At 53.7% G+C, this 17,167-nt stretch carries 15 protein-coding genes and 1 pseudogene; 9 read left to right on the top strand and 7 right to left on the bottom strand.

The window, feature by feature from the left end:
• Window positions 1-5 precede the first annotated feature (5 nt).
• From nuoM to ATI45_RS22375, 3 genes are all read left to right on the top strand, one after another.
• Window positions 6-1,577 carry an NADH-quinone oxidoreductase subunit M gene (gene nuoM, locus ATI45_RS04185; RefSeq protein ID WP_098418400.1) on the top strand — a complete coding sequence of 524 codons (1,572 nt, stop codon included), beginning with the start codon at window positions 6-8 and terminating at the stop codon, window positions 1,575-1,577.
• Window positions 1,577-3,019 (top strand): NADH-quinone oxidoreductase subunit NuoN, encoded by a 1,443-nt coding sequence (gene nuoN / locus ATI45_RS04190; protein ID WP_098418401.1) that lies wholly within the window; start codon window positions 1,577-1,579, stop codon window positions 3,017-3,019. The genes nuoM and nuoN overlap by 1 nt, the downstream gene beginning before the upstream one ends.
• A gap of 198 nt (window positions 3,020-3,217) precedes the next feature.
• Window positions 3,218-3,865, top strand: coding sequence for a hypothetical protein (locus tag ATI45_RS22375; RefSeq protein ID WP_228736047.1), 648 nt, complete (start codon window positions 3,218-3,220; stop codon window positions 3,863-3,865).
• Here the strand turns inward: ATI45_RS22375 and ATI45_RS22380 are convergent.
• The 5 genes and pseudogenes from ATI45_RS22380 to ATI45_RS04230 form a co-directional block, all read right to left on the bottom strand.
• Window positions 3,847-4,074: pseudogene (locus ATI45_RS22380) on the bottom strand (transposase domain-containing protein); the annotation flags it as partial. The gene ATI45_RS22375 and the pseudogene ATI45_RS22380 overlap by 19 nt on opposite strands.
• Window positions 4,075-4,760: 686 nt before the next feature.
• Window positions 4,761-4,865, bottom strand: coding sequence for a DUF1499 domain-containing protein (locus ATI45_RS04215; protein ID WP_267283851.1), 105 nt, complete (start codon window positions 4,863-4,865; stop codon window positions 4,761-4,763).
• Window positions 4,866-5,207: 342 nt separating this feature from the next.
• Window positions 5,208-6,248, bottom strand: a complete 1,041-nt coding sequence (locus ATI45_RS04220) for a 2Fe-2S iron-sulfur cluster-binding protein (protein WP_098421648.1) — start codon at window positions 6,246-6,248, stop codon at window positions 5,208-5,210.
• A 90-nt stretch (window positions 6,249-6,338) separates the two neighbouring features.
• Window positions 6,339-7,364 carry a hypothetical protein gene (locus ATI45_RS04225; RefSeq protein WP_098418404.1) on the bottom strand — a complete coding sequence of 342 codons (1,026 nt, stop codon included), beginning with the start codon at window positions 7,362-7,364 and terminating at the stop codon, window positions 6,339-6,341.
• Between the two features lie 318 nt (window positions 7,365-7,682).
• Window positions 7,683-8,102 (bottom strand): manganese efflux pump MntP family protein, encoded by a 420-nt coding sequence (locus tag ATI45_RS04230; RefSeq protein ID WP_228735930.1) that lies wholly within the window; start codon window positions 8,100-8,102, stop codon window positions 7,683-7,685.
• Here ATI45_RS04230 and ATI45_RS04235 point away from each other — a divergent pair.
• On the top strand, window positions 8,059-8,304 hold the full coding sequence (locus ATI45_RS04235) for a DUF2141 domain-containing protein (protein WP_228735931.1): 246 nt from the start codon (window positions 8,059-8,061) through the stop codon (window positions 8,302-8,304). The two genes, ATI45_RS04230 and ATI45_RS04235, sit on opposite strands and share 44 nt — an antisense overlap.
• Before the next feature lie 45 nt (window positions 8,305-8,349).
• Here the strand turns inward: ATI45_RS04235 and ATI45_RS22165 are convergent, their stop codons facing one another.
• Entirely contained in the window at window positions 8,350-8,550 is a 201-nt protein-coding gene (locus ATI45_RS22165) for a hypothetical protein (protein ID WP_179888362.1), read from the bottom strand.
• 670 nt (window positions 8,551-9,220) lie between these two features.
• Here ATI45_RS22165 and ATI45_RS04245 point away from each other — a divergent pair.
• The 4 genes from ATI45_RS04245 (at window position 9,221) to ATI45_RS04260 (ending at window position 13,435) form a co-directional block, all read left to right on the top strand.
• On the top strand, window positions 9,221-10,243 hold the full coding sequence (locus ATI45_RS04245) for an amino acid ABC transporter substrate-binding protein (protein WP_098418406.1): 1,023 nt from the start codon (window positions 9,221-9,223) through the stop codon (window positions 10,241-10,243).
• Window positions 10,244-10,337: 94 nt separating this feature from the next.
• Window positions 10,338-11,528 carry an amino acid ABC transporter permease gene (locus ATI45_RS04250; RefSeq protein WP_098418407.1) on the top strand — a complete coding sequence of 397 codons (1,191 nt, stop codon included), beginning with the start codon at window positions 10,338-10,340 and terminating at the stop codon, window positions 11,526-11,528.
• A complete protein-coding gene (locus ATI45_RS04255; protein ID WP_098418408.1) occupies window positions 11,528-12,613 on the top strand; it encodes an amino acid ABC transporter permease in 1,086 nt (361 codons plus the stop codon). Before ATI45_RS04250 ends, ATI45_RS04255 begins: the two co-directional genes overlap by 1 nt.
• A 111-nt stretch (window positions 12,614-12,724) precedes the next feature.
• Complete coding sequence (locus ATI45_RS04260) at window positions 12,725-13,435, top strand: amino acid ABC transporter ATP-binding protein (protein WP_323807665.1); 711 nt, start codon at window positions 12,725-12,727, stop codon at window positions 13,433-13,435.
• Between the two features lie 68 nt (window positions 13,436-13,503).
• Here the strand turns inward: ATI45_RS04260 and ATI45_RS04265 are convergent, their stop codons facing one another.
• A complete protein-coding gene (locus ATI45_RS04265) occupies window positions 13,504-15,474 on the bottom strand; it encodes a hypothetical protein (protein ID WP_098418410.1) in 1,971 nt (656 codons plus the stop codon).
• Between the two features lie 304 nt (window positions 15,475-15,778).
• Between ATI45_RS04265 and ATI45_RS04270 the strand changes: the two genes are divergently transcribed.
• Window positions 15,779-17,086, top strand: coding sequence for an ATP-grasp domain-containing protein (locus tag ATI45_RS04270; RefSeq protein WP_098418411.1), 1,308 nt, complete (start codon window positions 15,779-15,781; stop codon window positions 17,084-17,086).
• Window positions 17,087-17,167 lie beyond the last annotated feature (81 nt).

A 17,167-nucleotide genomic window follows, 5' to 3' on the forward strand; every position in this document is an offset into this window, starting at 1 on the left:
CGCTTATGATACTGGTGTGGTTAATTGTGATCCCATTCGTCGGGGGACTCCTGTGCTGGCAGATAGAGCGATTAGGTGATAAGCCGACGCGCTGGATCGCGCTTGTCACCATGCTGGTCGAGCTGTTGATTTCGCTTTGGTTATGGGCACAGTACGATTTCCATCTGCCGGCGCTGGATGGCTCGACTACCCAGTGGGCTCTGGAATTCCGGGTGGTCTGGATTGAACGTTTTGGCATTGATTTTCACCTTGCCATGGATGGTCTGTCGTTGGTGCTGATCGCCTTGACCAGCTTTCTCGGCGCGCTGGCGGTGTTGTGTTCGTGGAACGAGATTGTGCGCCGGATCGGGTTTTTCCATCTCAACCTGCTGTGGATTCTCACCGGCGTTGTCGGGGTGTTTCTGGCTATCGATCTGTTCCTGTTCTTCTTCTTCTGGGAGCTGATGCTGGTGCCGATGTACTTTTTGATTGCTCTGTGGGGCCATAGTGGCTCGAAGGGCAAAACTCGCATCGGCGCGGCCATCAAGTTCTTTATCTATACCCAGGCCAGTGGGCTTTTGATGCTGGTCTCGATCCTGGGACTGGTGTTCGCTCATCATGCCAACACAGGTGAGTATTCTTTCAGCTATCAGGTGCTGCTGGAGACCAAGCTTTCGCCCACACTTTCCATGTGGTTGATGTTGGGCTTTTTTATCGCCTTTGCGGTCAAGCTGCCCGTGGTGCCACTGCACGGTTGGCTGCCGGACGCCCATGCTCAGGCACCTACCGCCGGCAGCGTGGATCTGGCGGGAATACTTCTCAAGACCGCCGCCTACGGCATGATGCGCTTCGCCTTGCCGCTGTTTCCAGAAGCATCCCAGGCATTCGCGCCCATCGCCATGGGGCTTGGCCTGCTCGGCATATACTACGGTGCGGTGCTGGCCTGTGGGCAACAGAACGTTAAGCGCTTCATCGCCTATACCAGTATCGCCCACATGGGGTTCGTACTGATTGGCATCTATTCCGGCTCTCTATTGGCTTTACAGGGTGTGATAGTACTGATGCTGGCTCACGCCTTTTCCGCAGCGGGGCTCTTTGTTCTCAGCGGACAGCTATACGAGCGCCTGCATACTCGTGAAATGGATAAGATGGGCGGTCTGTGGGGGCGGCTGGGGAGCCTGCCTGGGTTCTGGCTGTTCTTTATTGCCGCTTCGCTAGGTATACCGCTCACCGCCAATTTCGTCGGCGAATTTATGGTGCTGTTCGGTACCTTTCCCACGGCACCCTGGGTGGTTGTGATCGCAAGCTTTGGCCTGGTGCTGGCCGCAATCTATTCGCTGATCCTGATGCAGCGCGTGCACTATGGCCCGCCTCGCAGCGACACGCCATTGAAGGGGCTTGATGCCCGCGAATTTGCCATGATGCTGAGCATTGTCGTGCTGCTGATATGGCTTGGCATCTACCCCCAGCCGCTGCTCGATACCACCGAAGCCGCCATGGGCGAGGTGCAGCGGGTGTTCGAGATCTCGGGCGCCCCTGAGCGGGGCGTCGATGCCGGGCCGGGTGCGGCCATTACGCTAATGCCGGAGGCCCGCTGATGCCCGTTGCTGTTCTTATCGCCTATCTGCCAATAATTTTGGTCGCCGCAACGGCGATTGCGGTGATGCTTGGCATCGCGTGGCGTCGCGAGCACGCCGTAACGGTTGCCGCCAGCGTGCTGGGCCTGGCGCTGGCTTTGATCGCTCAGGTGTTTGCCTGGCGGGTGATTCCGGTACACACGCCACTGCTCGATTTTGATGGTCTGGCGCTATTAGCCGGGATCTTGATACTGGCGTCGACCCTGGTTTGCGCGATTCTGGCTCATGGTTATCTTGAGTCTTTTCACGGCGCCCGCGAAGAATTCTATGTTCTGCTGCTGTGCGCGGCAGCAGGAGGGCTGGTACTGGTGGCGAGTCGGCACCTGGCCAGCCTGTTCATCGGCCTGGAGCTGTTATCAATGCCGCTCTACGGAATGCTGGCCTACGCTTACCATGAGCCGCGTTCCCTTGAAGCCGGTATTAAATACCTGATTCTTTCTGCCGCCGCCAGCGCATTTTTGCTGTTCGGTATGGCGCTGCTCTATGCACAAACCGGTGAGTTACGGATCGACGTTTTGATGGCCAGCCTTGATTCGCACACCGGTGTCTGGGGCCTGGCGGGCGTTGGCCTGATGCTCGTTGGGTTGGGCTTCAAGCTTTCGGTAGTGCCCTTTCATCTATGGACCCCGGACGTCTACGAGGGCGGGCCGGGGCCGGCGGCCACCTTTCTGGCCACTGCCAGCAAGGTGGCGGTATTCGCGCTGCTGCTGCGGCTGATGCTGTCGACGCCGGTTGCCCAGGGTGACTGGCTGCGAGCGGTGTTTACCGGGCTGGCACTTGCCAGCATGCTGATCGGCAACCTGCTGGCGCTGACTCAGTCTAACCTCAAACGCATTCTCGGCTATTCGTCGATTGCGCACTTCGGCTACCTGCTGATCGTGCTGGTGGTCGCAGACGGCTTGGCGGCGGAAACGGGAGGTGTCTACCTGATCACCTACGTGTTGAGCACTCTGGCGGCGTTTGGCGTGGTCATCCTGATATCGAGCACGATCAGCGGCGAAGATGCAGCAGCGCTGCACCACTATCGCGGCCTGTTCTGGCGGCGCCCTTATCTGACCGCCGTACTGACCGTGGCTATGCTGTCATTGGCGGGCATTCCGGCAACCGTCGGCTTCATCGGCAAGTTCTATCTCATCGCTCTGGGCGTGGAGGCTCAACGCTGGTGGCTGGTAGGTGGCATCATACTTGGCAGTGCCATCGGGCTTTACTACTACCTGAGGGTCACCATCACGTTGTTTATGGCCGAACCGGGAATGCACCGTCGCGATGCATCCGATGACTGGGGCTCGCGGGCAGGGGGGCTGGTTGTGCTTGCTGTAGCGGGGTTGGTCATACTGCTGGGTGTCTATCCTGCGCCGATGATCGAGCTTGTGCGAGCCCTTGATGCGATAACCATTCGCTGAATGAACCCTCCGGACATTCTCCCAATAGAATAACCACCTCGCACGCCCTGACCGAGGGCTCGACACTCAAGGGCAGCTACAACCGCCCCGTCGTGGTCATCTCGACACTGCGGCTCAAGACCATCCACCTGCTCGGCGACGGCGAACAGGTCGTCAGCCTGCCGGGAGGCTCCCTTTTCGAGCTGGAAAAGAAGCTCGATCCGTTGGGGCGGCAGCCGTCTTCGCACTGCGCCTCGACACGTTCAAGACCGAGGACGAGGCGCAGTCTACTATGTCGGCACCAATGACACCGCACAGCTGACGGTGCTGCGGCGGGGCCTGCTGACCGAACTGGACGAGCTGCCGATCTCGGGCGAGTACCTGCATCGCGACTGCCTCGACATCGCGCACCGCTACGGCAAGGACACGCTGCTGATGATCCACTGGCTCGGCACCCAGCGAATGCCCATGCTGTTTGGAATGAAGGGGGCGCTGGACACGCGCTTGCAAAAGTTCCGCCTGCTGCCGAGTAATCTGCTCGACCGGATCATGAAGCGCTTCTCGCAGATGTTGCCCGAGGCGTTGCCAAAGCGGATGCTGCGCTTCCGCAACGCCTATGAGCATCACCTGATCCTCAAGGTATCTGGCGCGACGAAACAGGCGGCCGAGGCTTTACTCGACCGCACAGTCGGACCCGATGGCTGGTTCGCCTGCGACGAAACCGAAGCCCCCAAAGTCATGTTGCACCGCTTCGCGGCAGCCGGTGCGGCCGTCCGATACGGCATCATGCGCGAGGATGCGGGCGAGATCCTGCCCTCGATATCGCCTTGCGGCGTTAAATCAACCCACTTGCCTAAGCCGCATTGAGCCAGTTTTTTAAAGCTGGCAGCTCGGCATTCCAGGGTAGCAACGCTGCGAGCTTTTCCAGCGTATCCGCTTCGGCGATGCGTTCCAGCACATAGTGGATATAAGCAGAGGGCTCCAGGTCATTTGCATAGAGCGGTTTCGATCAGCGAGTAACAGGTAGCGCTGGCTTTAGCGCCTTGTGTGGTATTGGCGAACAGCCAGGCCTTTCGATTATGGAAGTGTTTCCATAATGTGTGTCATGCTGATTCTGCCTGGTGTTGAGGAGGAAATCAGTGTGGGCAATCTCAGGGCTGGAATGTAGGTGCTGGTTTATTGGCGCTTACACAACAGGCATGAAAAGTCCGTTGTGCCGATAATGCTCATTCCGTTGCCAATATCGACGACGGCCGTATCATCCCGACTTTCATTTCCCACCAGAAGCCGGGGATCTGAATCTCGCGTTATTAACTGAGGGTTAAGCGGGTCGCCCAGCCCTAGATGCGGATGTTCTAGATGCCGTGCCCAAAGCTCTTTTGCGTGAATACCAATGTAAACTGACATATCAGGCGCGTAGCTGGCCTGAGCCTGAGGAAATTATCGCTTATCCCTTTGGTTCGATTTTCCGAGATCCGAACGTGTATCTGATCGGAACCATCGAGGGCACGGAAGGTATAAGGCAGTTGATACTGCACCGGGCAACAACTGGACAACTAGGCTGGCAGAGGGGGGTACTTTGCGTTGAAAAATTAAATACTTTGTGTGGTCGTACAGTTAGTTTTTTTAAAGGATATAGGGAAGCGCCATTTTTGTCCAATACTCCTAAATATTGGACATTGTATGATGGGCTCTGCAGGGCGGTTTACTCGCAACCTTTGACGCCTTTCCCCGGATTCGGTCTGGCTTCACGTTATCGGCATCAGTTGATGGCAATGCCGCGTTCTATAAGACGGCTCCTGAGTAACTCGACCCTGCGCCGATTCACTCCCAGATCGTAGAACCCGATAAGCGATTGAGACCTCACGTCCAGATGTTGTTTGTCTGAATCGACCAGCAGCTCAAGATAGTCCGGGGCACTTTACCCGTAGATGCGCATCCTGCGAGCAGGAGTATTGAGACGGCGACGAAATAACGCATAGTTATGAGGTACTCCTGAAAAGTGTGCCAGTGGGAACAAGATGCTTCAATGCAGTGATCTTGCACTGCCGACTCTCGAATAAACAATTCCTTCCTATAATCTCGTACTGCGTATAATGTATATTATGTTAAATGACGTATCTGATCACTTAACTAATCTGCCGGAGTAAAAACAACAGTACCCGTCTTCCGCTAAGAGCCAGAGCTGACTGTCGAGCTCCCTCTGGGTTTAAGATCGATTTCCGCTCGCCCTGACCGCCTGTTGTTGTTTGAAAAAGCCTTCTTTATGGATCATTTCATCCTGTGCGCCAAGCGCCTTGGCGGCAACGACGCATGCATCCACGAACTCCGGGCTACCTGCAATAAACAGACTGTGTTTGGACAGATCGGGATACATCTCAGGCAGTAACGTATCGATGCGACCATGAAAATAGCCTTCACGCTCCTCCTGCGTCAAGGTGATCTTGTAGTCAAATTTGCGATGTTTTGCTCGCCACCAGGCCATAATCCCCTGGCCGTAAACATCCTCGACTGTTTTGGCCGAAAATATCAGATTCACGGGTTTTTTGTAGCCTCTGCGTAAGGCCGCCTCCGCCAGATCCAGTATGGGCGCAAGTCCTGTTCCCGCCGCCAGGCAGAGCACCGGCGTCTCGACAGATGGGTCTCCGATAAAGGTACCATACGCGCCATTTACCTTGATGCTATCACCGATTTTTACAATCTCGTGTACCCAGCGGCTGGTGACACCCTCTTCGACACGCGCTATCTGCAATACTATCTCGCCGTCCGGGCGCGGTGCGTTTGAAATAGAATAAGCGCGTTGTGAAATTCCCTCACGCTCATCACCCAGCGTCACATACTGCCCCGGCCAATAACGAATTGGCTTGCCAACCGGGCGTAGAGTCAATTCAACCACACGAGTAGCTAATTCCCGTCGGTCAACAACAACAAACAAGACCCCCTCCCGTGGAGGAAAGAGTTTAGGGCGCGCATCGGCAGTTCCCCATTCAATCACCATCTCATCGGAGATAGGTTTGGCCATACACATCAGACCGCAACCTGCACGCCGTTCCTCAGCGGACAAAGCCATATCAAGGACAATCCCTTGATCGTATTGGCCAGAGAGCACCTTAACCTTGCACTCGCCGCAAGCACCTGCCCGGCAATTATTCGGCAGCGCATACCCTGCCTTCTCGAGTGCCATCAAAACCGTATCACTACCCTGACACTCAACGACTTTGCCAGAGGGCTGAATCACTATGCGAGCCATATTCTGCTCCGCTTTTAACATCCCGTTAAGACTGGCCGATTTCCAGATCAGAAAAGCGGCCAGAACCCTATACTCAGTGCCTGTTCGAACTTAGAAAACGGGAACGATATCGTCCATATCCACGTCCGAGACTTCTTCACCAGAGATACCTATCTCCGGGATTGCCGGGAACGGAATATTGTAACGATCCAGAACGCCCTTCAGATTGAGGATGGCACCTTTCCAGTTCTCCAGCTTCTCGTCATAGGTGGGAATACCAAAACCTGCTTCTCGGGCAATCTCCTCACCTTCACGCTGATTCGCAATGAAATCGTCTGGCAAATCCCAGAAGTCCATTGGCGGCTCAAACAACACCGCTGACAGAAACAGGTACCCGGCACGAATTTGTTTGGTGACGATGGTCTTCAGTTCATCGCTCAGGCCCGGATAATCGCGTTCCATGACCGCCATGCAAATAGCCATGTGACGGCCCTCGTCACGACCGATGCTCTTGAAGGCTTCCTTGAATACAGGCTCGCGGGAGTTTTCATACATTTGCTTGAAAATCGTTGCGGCAGCTATTTCACCCATTAAAAAGGAGCTGAAAAGCACCGCAATATCGTACTTGGGCACGGCCTTTTTGTAGCCCTCCCAGTAGCGAGCGCCATTAAAATACAACCACTTGGCGTTTTTCTGCAGGCGACGACCAATCTCAGTCTTGGGTTCGTAGGTGATGGGATCGGGATGATCGAGGAGCTTGGTGATCGCCAGACCACACATGATCTCGTGATTCTGCTCATCGCTGGTTACTGAGAAGAAACACCTACGCACCAGATCTTCTTCATGGATTTCGTAGGTTTTGATGAGGGCTTCAGCAAACACCGGGGGAGCCGAGGCGTCAAACACCGAAAGCAATGTCCACCAGTAGGCAATCGACTCACGCTCCTCCCATGTATAGCTCTCAACATCGAAAGTATCCCAGGGCAGCTTCTCCGGTTGCCAGTATTCACGTAAATGTGCCTCCCAGATCTCCTGCAACTTATCGCTTTCGCGATTCCAGGAAAGTGGGTAGACGTTGGGTTGTTCAATCTCCGGCGGAAACTCCATGGTCTCCGAAAAACGTTTTTTGTTAGACATAACTTCTCCTGAAAGAGGTTGGGATCATTGCAGATCTCGAGGGGTATCCTGCGACTGCGAATGACAGAAAAAATATATTACATGAATCATTATGAAGTCAATATTTTTGTATCGCTTTTGTTTTGGAGTTTTCTTTATTGCAGGAGTGAGATCAGCCTAAGGACATTGATTCTTTGTTTGATGATAAGAATCAAGGTTATGTAAATAAACATGTTTTTCGTTTTTTGGCATGACAAGAAAAAATATATCTCTTCAGATTTAACGTAATAAAGCGATACATAAAATTATTTAAAATGGCAGTTGCGTATCATAAAAGAGTTAAAGATTGCCTGACAAGATCCACGCGCCGACCGCAATCAGCGTCAGGCCGCCAATAATTTCAGCCTTCTGTCCGAACAGTGAACCCACGACTCGTCCCAACATAACGCCTAACGTAACCATCACTGTTGTAGCCAGGCCAATTAGTCCAGCTGCCAGAAATATGCTCATCTCGACAAATGCCAGGCTTATACCCACCGCCATTGCATCAATACTGGTGCCAAATGCGGTCAAAGTGATCTTGAGAAAGGAATGGCTGGAGGGCTTTTCTATCTGTTCCCTACTAGGGTTCAGCCCTTCATAAAGAATGTGTACGCCGAGAGCGACGAATAATGCGAACGCTATCCAGTGACCCCAAACATCCACATAAGACGCGGTGATACTGCCGGATACGCAGGCGCGTTGCGATTTTGTAGACATCCCGCCGGGAACGTATTCGCTTGCCGTCATTTATGATGAAAATATGGACGTTAAGCTTGGCACCAACGGGATAGAGATTCCCACGGAAGGCTACGATTTTTTAAACGGTGCAAGCGCCTTGATGGGTGCGCCTTCGTTCGAGGCCGCCAGATTTCGGTACGATGGGCGAAATCTAGATCTGACGATCAGCTTGAATTACTGAGCCACACCCATCTTGTTCTGTGAAATGTGAGGTCTAACCCCATTCTCACTTGATTCCTGATCCGACGCTCGCCTCCCTAAAGGAAACCAGCCGCCGTTTGTCTTCGTCCCAGAGCGCCTGGCGCACTGATTCGATGCTTTCGCGCAACGTCACCCGGTTGAATGTTTGAAGTTCCCACACCGATGATACGGCCGGTCCAGTCATTGGTGCGCCGCGAATAGAAAAACGACCTATGGCTGCAGTCATGCTGGATCATGAACAGGCGTACCAGGAATCCCGCCGCAGGGACGGCCAGCACCAGGGCCACGGGCCAGTATCCGGCACTGACCGCCAACCACATCAGAGCCCAGATCAACACAAAAGGGAGTGCGGTGATCAGGATCTCCGCAATACTGCGTGCCAGACGTGACTTGCAATGCACCCTATGACGGCACCGCAGAGCTGCCGTTCAACAGCGTTGAGGACAAGAATAAATTCTTTTCTGACCCAGATTATGTCCGCGAGATTCAGCGCTGATGAGCGCCGCTTCGCCGACATAGGGAATACATGCTTTTTTGTTACTGAAGAATGCGGCATTATTATCTGAGCTGAGCGTCAATGCGTGTTTTTTGAAAATAAAATACGTACAAACGCAATGCAAATTCGACGAGTATTAGTAGAGACTCTTGGATACCAATGAAGTTCTCGTGAAAGGCACAACCTGCCTCTAAAGTTGCGGTTCGCGGACAGTGCACCACAGTCTGGTCTGAGCGCACCAATAAGCGGCGTTTTTGTAGGCAATAGGCACCAAGATAAACCCTCGTTTTCAGGGATGAAGTTTTATTACTATAATAATCATAAAGTTATACAGACTGGTTTGCGCTTTGTTTTAGCACAGTGGGTGTGTAACTAACTGAAACTTCGGAGATTTACAATAATGAAAAAACAACTCTCACTGGTCGCCATCGCGACAACCCTCGCTGGCACCCTCATAACAGGAAGTGTACAGGCCGCAACTTTAGACGACGTTAAATCAAGGGGTTACGTGCAATGTGGTGTTAGCTCCGGCTTACCGGGTTTTTCTCAACCCGATAAGAATGGTGACTGGACCGGTATCGACGTGGATACCTGCCGCGCTGTAGCAGCCGCAGTTCTTGGTAGCGGGGAAAAAGCCCGATTCACACCGCTAACGGCTAAAGAGCGCTTTACCGCGTTGCAGTCCGGTGAAATCGATGTTCTTTCTCGTAACGCCACTTGGACTCTGACCCGCGATGCTTCCCTTGGCGTCAACTTCACGGGCACTAATTATTATGATGGCCAAGGCTTTTTGGTCAACAAAGCGCTAGGCGTGGACAATGCCGATCAATTAGACGGCGCAACCGTGTGTATCCAGGCCGGCACGACTACTGAACTGAACCTGGCAGACTATTTCCGTACCAAGGGCATGAAGTTCAATCCTCTGGTATTTGATACTTCCGAACAGACTGTCAGTGGTTTTGCCGCTGGTCGTTGTGATGTTCTAACCTCTGACCGCGCACAACTGGCTGCCCTGCGCAGTAAACTGGAAGATCCCGGCAGCGCTATCATTCTGCCAAATATAATTTCTAAGGAACCTCTGGGACCCTCCGTTCGTCAGGGTGATGACCAGTGGTTTAACATTGTGAAGTGGGCGCTGTTTGTGCAGATCAACGCCGAAGAACTGGGCGTTACCCAGGCCAATGTCCTAGAAATGAAATCTTCCACAAATCCCGAGATCCAGCGTTTGCTCGGCACCACTGGCGACATGGGCGAAAAACTCGGTGTACCTGCTGATTTTGGCTTCCGTATTATCGAGAGCGTTGGTAACTATGGCGAAATGTACGACCGTAACGTGGGACCGGACACCCCTCTTGGGCTTGACCGTGGCCTAAACGCGTTGTGGAATAATGGCGGTATTATGTACGCACCGCCGATACGTTAACACCCGATAGCCATGACATTCCGGTTACGCGCGTAGCCGGAATGTTTGACGTTCAGTTGCCTCTGCTATTTAGGGGCGTATTTCGGGTTTATTCATGAGTAAATCTAACAAGACTGTTACCCGTAGCGCACGTCCAAAACCCTGGAATGACCCCAAGGTACGGATGGTTGTATTCCAGGCCATCGCGATGATCGTTGTTTTCTGGTTTGGCTGGACACTATTCCATAACACTCTGAGCAATATGGAAAGCCGCGGTATCAGCACAGGTTTCGGCTTTCTGGACCAGACTTCCGGCTTTGGCATCATTATGAGCCTGATTCCCTACGATTCCACCATGACCTACGGTCGCACCTTTTTTGTGGGTCTGCTTAATACCTTGCTTGTTTCAGCCATGGGTGTTGTGGCGGCGACGATCATCGGTTTTGCCGTCGGTGTAGCACGACTCTCCAGCAACTGGCTGATTGCCAAACTGGCGCTGGTTTATATTGAAACCATTCGGAATATTCCGCTCCTACTGCAAATTTTCTTCTGGTACTTTGCGGTACTACAAACTCTTCCCAGCCCGCGTCAAAGCATTGATGTGGCCGACATGTTCTTTCTCAGTAATCGTGGGCTTTACTTTCCGACTGCAGGCGCGGAGCCCGGATTTGGCTGGGTAATGGCAGCGTTGATTGCGGGTATTGCAGCGGCCGTTTTCATAAACCGGTGGGCTAAGAAACGCCAGATCCGTACTGGCCAGTTGTTTCCCGCCTTACGGGTCGGGACGGGGCTGGTTCTGGCTCTGCCGCTTCTGGTGTTCGTGCTGGTCGGTAGGCCTCTGGTCTGGGAAATGCCGGCACTGACCGGTTTTAACTTTACCGGTGGGGCCTCAATTCTGCCGGAGCTTGCAGCACTCTGGATTGCCCTGTCGCTATACACCGCAAGCTTCATCGCGGAAATCGTCCGGTCCGGCATTCTGGCGGTCGACCGTGGCCAGACAGAAGCCGCTAGTGCGCTTGGCCTGAAGTCCAGTTTCACCTTGCGGCTGGTCGTTATTCCACAGGCCATGCGGGTCATTATTCCGCCTTTGACCAGCCAATATCTGAACCTTGTTAAAAACTCGTCGCTGGCAACTGCGATCGCGTATCCCGACTTGGTTGCGGTATTTATGGGCACTACCCTCAACCAGACCGGACAAGCGGTTGAAGTGGTGGCCATCACCATGGCTGTTTATCTCACGATCAGCCTGATCATTTCGGGTCTCATGAACATTTATAACCGCGCCGTAGCGCTGCAGGAGCGATGATGAGTCTTCCATCGGAATTGCCGCCCCGTCAGGACATCGGTGTTATTGGCTGGGTGCGTAAGAACCTGTTCTCGACCTGGTACAACATCGTGCTGACGCTGGTAGCCGCCTATCTGGTGATTACGAGTGCGGGCCCGCTGCTAAACTGGGTGATTCTCGAAGCGACGTTTACCGGCGAAAGCGCCGCTGATTGCAGTGGTGAAGGCGCTTGCTGGCTGTTTATCGGTCAACGGCTTAACTTCTTTATTTACGGGTTTTATCCCGATGCCCTGCAATGGCGCGTCGACATCATGTTCGGCCTGCTCGCGGTGGCCTTTGTGCCGCAGTTCATCGAGCGCTTCCCGCGACGCAAGTGGTTCGGTATCTTCGGGCTGACCGGCCTGCCGCTGATCGGGTACATCCTGATCCCCGGTGGCTGGTTTGGTCTGGAAGAAGCCCAGAGCAGCCGATGGGGCGGCCTGATGCTGACGTTAATCCTTGCCTATGTCGGCATTCTGGCCGCATTGCCAATAGGGATTGTACTGGCACTTGGGCGCCGCTCAGATATGCCGATTATTCGCGGAATGTGCGTCGTTTTCATTGAGGTCTGGCGAGCCGTGCCGTTGATTACCGTGCTGTTCATGGCTTCCGTGATGCTGCCCCTGTTCCTGCCGGACGGAGTCAACTTCGAAAAGCTGATGCGGGCGTTGATCGGTATCACTCTCTGGCAATCGGCCTATATGGCGGAGGTGGTGCGAGGCGGTCTGCAGGCGATCCCGAAAGGCCAGTATGAGGCTGCCAGCGCTCTGGGACTGGGCTATTGGCGCAAGACCGGACTGGTGGTATTGCCGCAGGCACTGACACTGGTGATTCCCGGTATCGTCAACACCTTCATCTCCCTGTTCAAAGACACCACGCTGGTTCTCATTATCGGCCTGTTCGATCTCTTGGGGGCCGTCCAGTCGACCATCACTGACCCGGCCTGGCGTAACGTCACTACGGAAGGTTATGTCTTTGTGGCCTTCTGTTTCTGGATTTTCTGTTTCGGCATGTCCCGTTACAGCCAGAACCTTGAACGAAAACTCGACACTGGGCATAAATCTTGACGGGACACCAACATGACTGAACACAACACCGCACAAAATCCGGAGAATGGGCGCACCTCGCCAGTTGAATACACCAAGCGTACTGACAAGACCATTATCAAGGTCGCAGACATGCATAAATGGTACGGCAACTTCCACGTGCTCAAGGGCCTGAACCTTGAGGTGAAGGAAGGTGAGCGGATCGTTATTTGCGGACCTTCCGGTTCGGGTAAATCTACATTTATCCGGTGTATCAACCGGCTTGAAGAACACCAGCGTGGTCAGATTATTGTGGACGATGTTGAGCTCAGCGACGACGTGAAGCAGATCGACACCGTGCGCAAGGAAGTCGGCATGGTATTCCAGCACTTCAACCTGTTTCCGCACCTGACCGTGCTGGAGAACTGCTGTTTGGCGCCGATTTGGGTGCGCAAGGTGCCCAAGCGGGAAGCCGTCGCCACCGCCATGGGATATCTGGATCGAGTGAAAATTCCGGAGCAGGCGGACAAATACCCGGGTCAGCTTTCCGGCGGCCAACAACAGCGGGTTGCCATCGCCCGGGCGCTGTGCATGAAGCCAAAAATCATGCTGTTTGACGAGCCCACCTCGGCGCTGGACCCGGAGATGATCAAAGAAGTACTGGATGTGATGATTGAACTGGCCGGCAGTGGCATGACCATGATCTGTGTCACCCACGAGATGGGTTTTGCTAAAACCGTCGCAGACCGGGTGATCTTCATGGACCAGGGCGAAATTGTGGAGTTGGCACCGCCTGAGGCGTTTTTCTCGAATCCCAAAGAAGCGCGGACCCAGCAATTCCTGAATCAGATTTTACAGCACTGAGTCGAAGGCTACTGATGACAACGGACGTCGTTTCTGCAGCTTCTCCCTAACGGAAGAGAAGCTGTGTTTTACTCATAACCGGCCGCCCAACTCGCGTGGCCGAGTTCTGTAGCGCGTGCGACGTCTGTTTCAGGTACAACGGATATGTCCCCCAGTTCCCTCGAATCGTAATGAAATACGCACAACCGTGACGCAAATTCAGCGAACGGCAGCGATGCTTCGCCGTACCGTTCACCATGGCTCTGGGTCGAGCAGTTAATACCCTGCCCCCAATCCTGACCGCTGTCATTATTGGGGTTATAAAAGTAGAGGCGCATCTCGCCGTGGCGATCAAGGCTTACGCGGATGATGGTTATGGCATGGCGTCCAACGAGGCGCCCTCCACTGTCGGTGACTGCGATACCCGCCGGTTGCGGATGAATGACGGGGATATTGCCGTTGTAGTACGGGTGATAGCAGGCATAAAAGTGGCGTATAAAGTTCTGATAGTCTTGGATTTTCCCTGTTTCCCGACTGATGACACTGAGGAATCCATGCCCGACCCACCAACCGTACATTTCGGGATTTATCCAGCGGTGAAGGTCATCATCGCGCTCGCCACACAAGCGTCCCATCTCGGCATAAATACGGTCAAGATGGGGTACAAGAATCAAAGAGACCGGATCCACATCGGTTGGAAGTTCTTTCGCCAGGCCTGCTTCCAGGTGTTGTGAGGTGATTTGCTGACCTTCAAAACGCATGATGACGTCGTCATCGCGGGCCGCCCAGGCGACCAACTGCAACAGAAAATCGGCGTCGTTGAAGGCCCACATGGACAGGCCGATGACCGACTGACACGTCGGGTTATTGCCCTGGCCCACACCCAGCGGTTGCCCTAGAAGGCTCAATACACCGGCGAGTAAATACACCCTTGGCGGGTGGGTATCACCAAAAGCGTCGCTCAGGGCCTCGGCTGCTGCCGGGCAAAGTTTCAGTTCAAGTTGGCGCCAAAGGCCCGAGGCTACAGGAGGCGTGAACAGGCCACCACGCTCAAGAAACATGGCTAGGCCGTACACTGCCTGGCAGGTTTCCGGGTGGACAACCTGGTCGATTAGTTCCAGGACAATTTGACGGTAGCATTGCAAAACATCGTTACCGGTGATGCTCAGCCCCAGTGCCAAAGGTATCAGATCATTGTGGTGCGCACGCAGGTGGCGCAACATTATGGGATGGTAAGGAGAAACCATGCCCGTCTCATGCATTGCCCTGGCAAAGCCCTGTGCCTCTTCCCACAGAGCTGACTCGTCCATGGCGGCCAAACGCTCGCTGTAAACCGCAAAACCCGGGTCATCACGGCAGCCTTTAGCCGGGCCGAACAACGCACGGACAAGGCGCGCGGCCTTGTCCATCCCTTCGGTCTCTATGTCAGGATCAAACAGGCATTTGGCAATTTGGCCGACCATCTGCTTGATGCTGTCTGTCTGTATCGGGCGCTGGGATAACAATCGACGCACTTCATCCACCAGGCTGTCGAGAATGCTCTCGTAGCCGAGCCTGCTGAGCAAATACTGATAGAGAGAATTGACGATCTGCCCCAGCCCCTGGGGCCGTTCCCGATCGGCTTCGCTCATCTGGCCAGACAACAGGTCCAGATTCAACGCCGTCACCTGGGTCAGAAAGCGCTTGGCCTGCTCTGCCGAAATTCCGCGATGACGATAATCACCCATAGCCACAGCAAGCAGGCGAAGCTCGCTCAAGGCTTCGATAGATGTGTAGTCTGGCGTTCCCAGGCGTAACGTGCGTACGGCAATAGCGGGTCTCAGAATGGCCGGCTTACCCCAGTCACCGTTGGTAAATACGCCATTGGTCTCCATTTCCGGTACTCGGGTGTACAACGCATCAAGCCCACCGGGCGCCTCCATCACGTAAAGTGCCGCTGCCAGCACCTCTCGGTTAGAGGCCATTCGGTCGGCCTGACGGGCGAGCGCCAACTGTTCCAGCGCCTCGTCAAAACTTGCCACTAACGCGTTGGTATTTCGGTCAAAATTGGTAAGAGTCACAACGTTATCCTTGCCTGTTCAATGGGCTGTTTGGGCTCGCCCAAAGATGCTCTTATGGCGCTAAGGAAGCAATTGATTCCGGCGCTTTCGTTTCAATTTTTAACTATAGCGTCTATATTGCGATTGAGGATTGCAAACAGTGACCTTTTATAGCCGCACGTTGAGAACGTCTTCAGCTTAAGTATCTCGCCTAAATTAAGGCCACTCAACCTCCTCCATAAACGAAATTATTTAACGGCTCGGTTTCCGTTTTGCGCTCCAGATCCAGCGCAGTTTTTAGGCACATCATTAAGGAGCACGTCGAATGTCAATGACATCTGAGAATGGGTTAACCAAAGAAGTAGCAGCCTGGCTCGACCCGAAAATGGACTCGGTTAAAGGTACCGAAACTCCCAAAGACCCGAACAAAGGCTACATTGCCCTGCTTGGCTGGAGTGTTAATGCAATCAAGGCCGCGCAAAAGTTCGACCGCCGCTACATCGTAATTGCACCAGATTGGGCTGCTGATTTTTGTACGGCAAACAAGATTCCTTTCATTGCATGGGATTTTCTCCGCTTGAATGATCGGTCGCTGGAGATTGCAAAAAGGCTTCAGGCGGAAGGTGTTGATGTGGCAATACCGCTGTTCGAAGAAACCGTCGAATGGTCCGGTGCCATCAACTCCGTCTTGCTGAACAGCCCCCGCATGTTCGGACAGTCCATCTTGTTCCGCGACAAATCACTGATGAAGCGCCGCGCTCAACTGGGCGGCATTCGCGTCGGGATCTTTGAGGAAGCACACGATAAAGAAGACATCGTTCGCTTCATGAAGCGCGTCAACCAGACGCTGCTAAAGCTTGATGGTGACCCGGACGACCCCATTCACGTCAAGGCATTCGACAAGGCCGGTTGCCTTGGTCACAGGATGATCCGCAAGGTCGAAGAAATCGATAACATTCCGGCGGAAGAATATCCCCTGCTGATGGAAAGTCACCTTGATGGCTGGGAGTTTGCCGTAGAAGCTTGGATTCACGACGGGAAAATCAAGTTCCTGAATATTTCCGAATACGTAACCCTCGGCTACTCGGTGTTTGTTCCTGCTACCGAGCAACTGGAAAGCTGGCGCAACGCGATCACCAAGCAGATCGAGTTGCTGGTGAAAACCTTCGACATCCAATTCGGTTTGATTCACCCCGAGTACTTCGTAACGGCTGACGGCGAAATGTACTTTGGCGAGGTTGCTTACCGCCCGCCTGGATTTAAGGCGTTCGAGCTAATTGAGAGAGCTTACGGGTTCAGTGCTTACCAAGCATCAATGCTGGTGTTTGATCCCAAGAGCACGAAAGAGGAAGTGGATGCGTTCTTCCCACGGGAAGTGGTTGATGCGAAATGCTACGCAGGTTGCTTCGGCGTGTACCCAAGGCGTCGTGTGGTTAGCAAGCTGGAAATGCCCAGTGAAACGGTTGATCACCCCTACTTCGAGTCTCACGAATTGGTTGCACCAACGGAAGAGACCGTTCCTGACCGGTCAGCCTTCGGTACCCATTGGGGCCTGATCTTTTTTGCAGGTGATGACCCGATCAAGATGCGGGACCTGCTGAAAGCCCAGGAAGATCTGGACTTCTACGTTTAGAGATTCGGCTTAATATGCCTGGTTTCCCGTTGGGAAACCAGGCACGTTTTCAGTCTTCTAAAATGTATTCTGCTAGCCTGA

The sequence above is a fragment of the Marinobacter sp. LV10MA510-1 genome, from assembly GCF_002563885.1.
Classification (GTDB): domain Bacteria; phylum Pseudomonadota; class Gammaproteobacteria; order Pseudomonadales; family Oleiphilaceae; genus Marinobacter.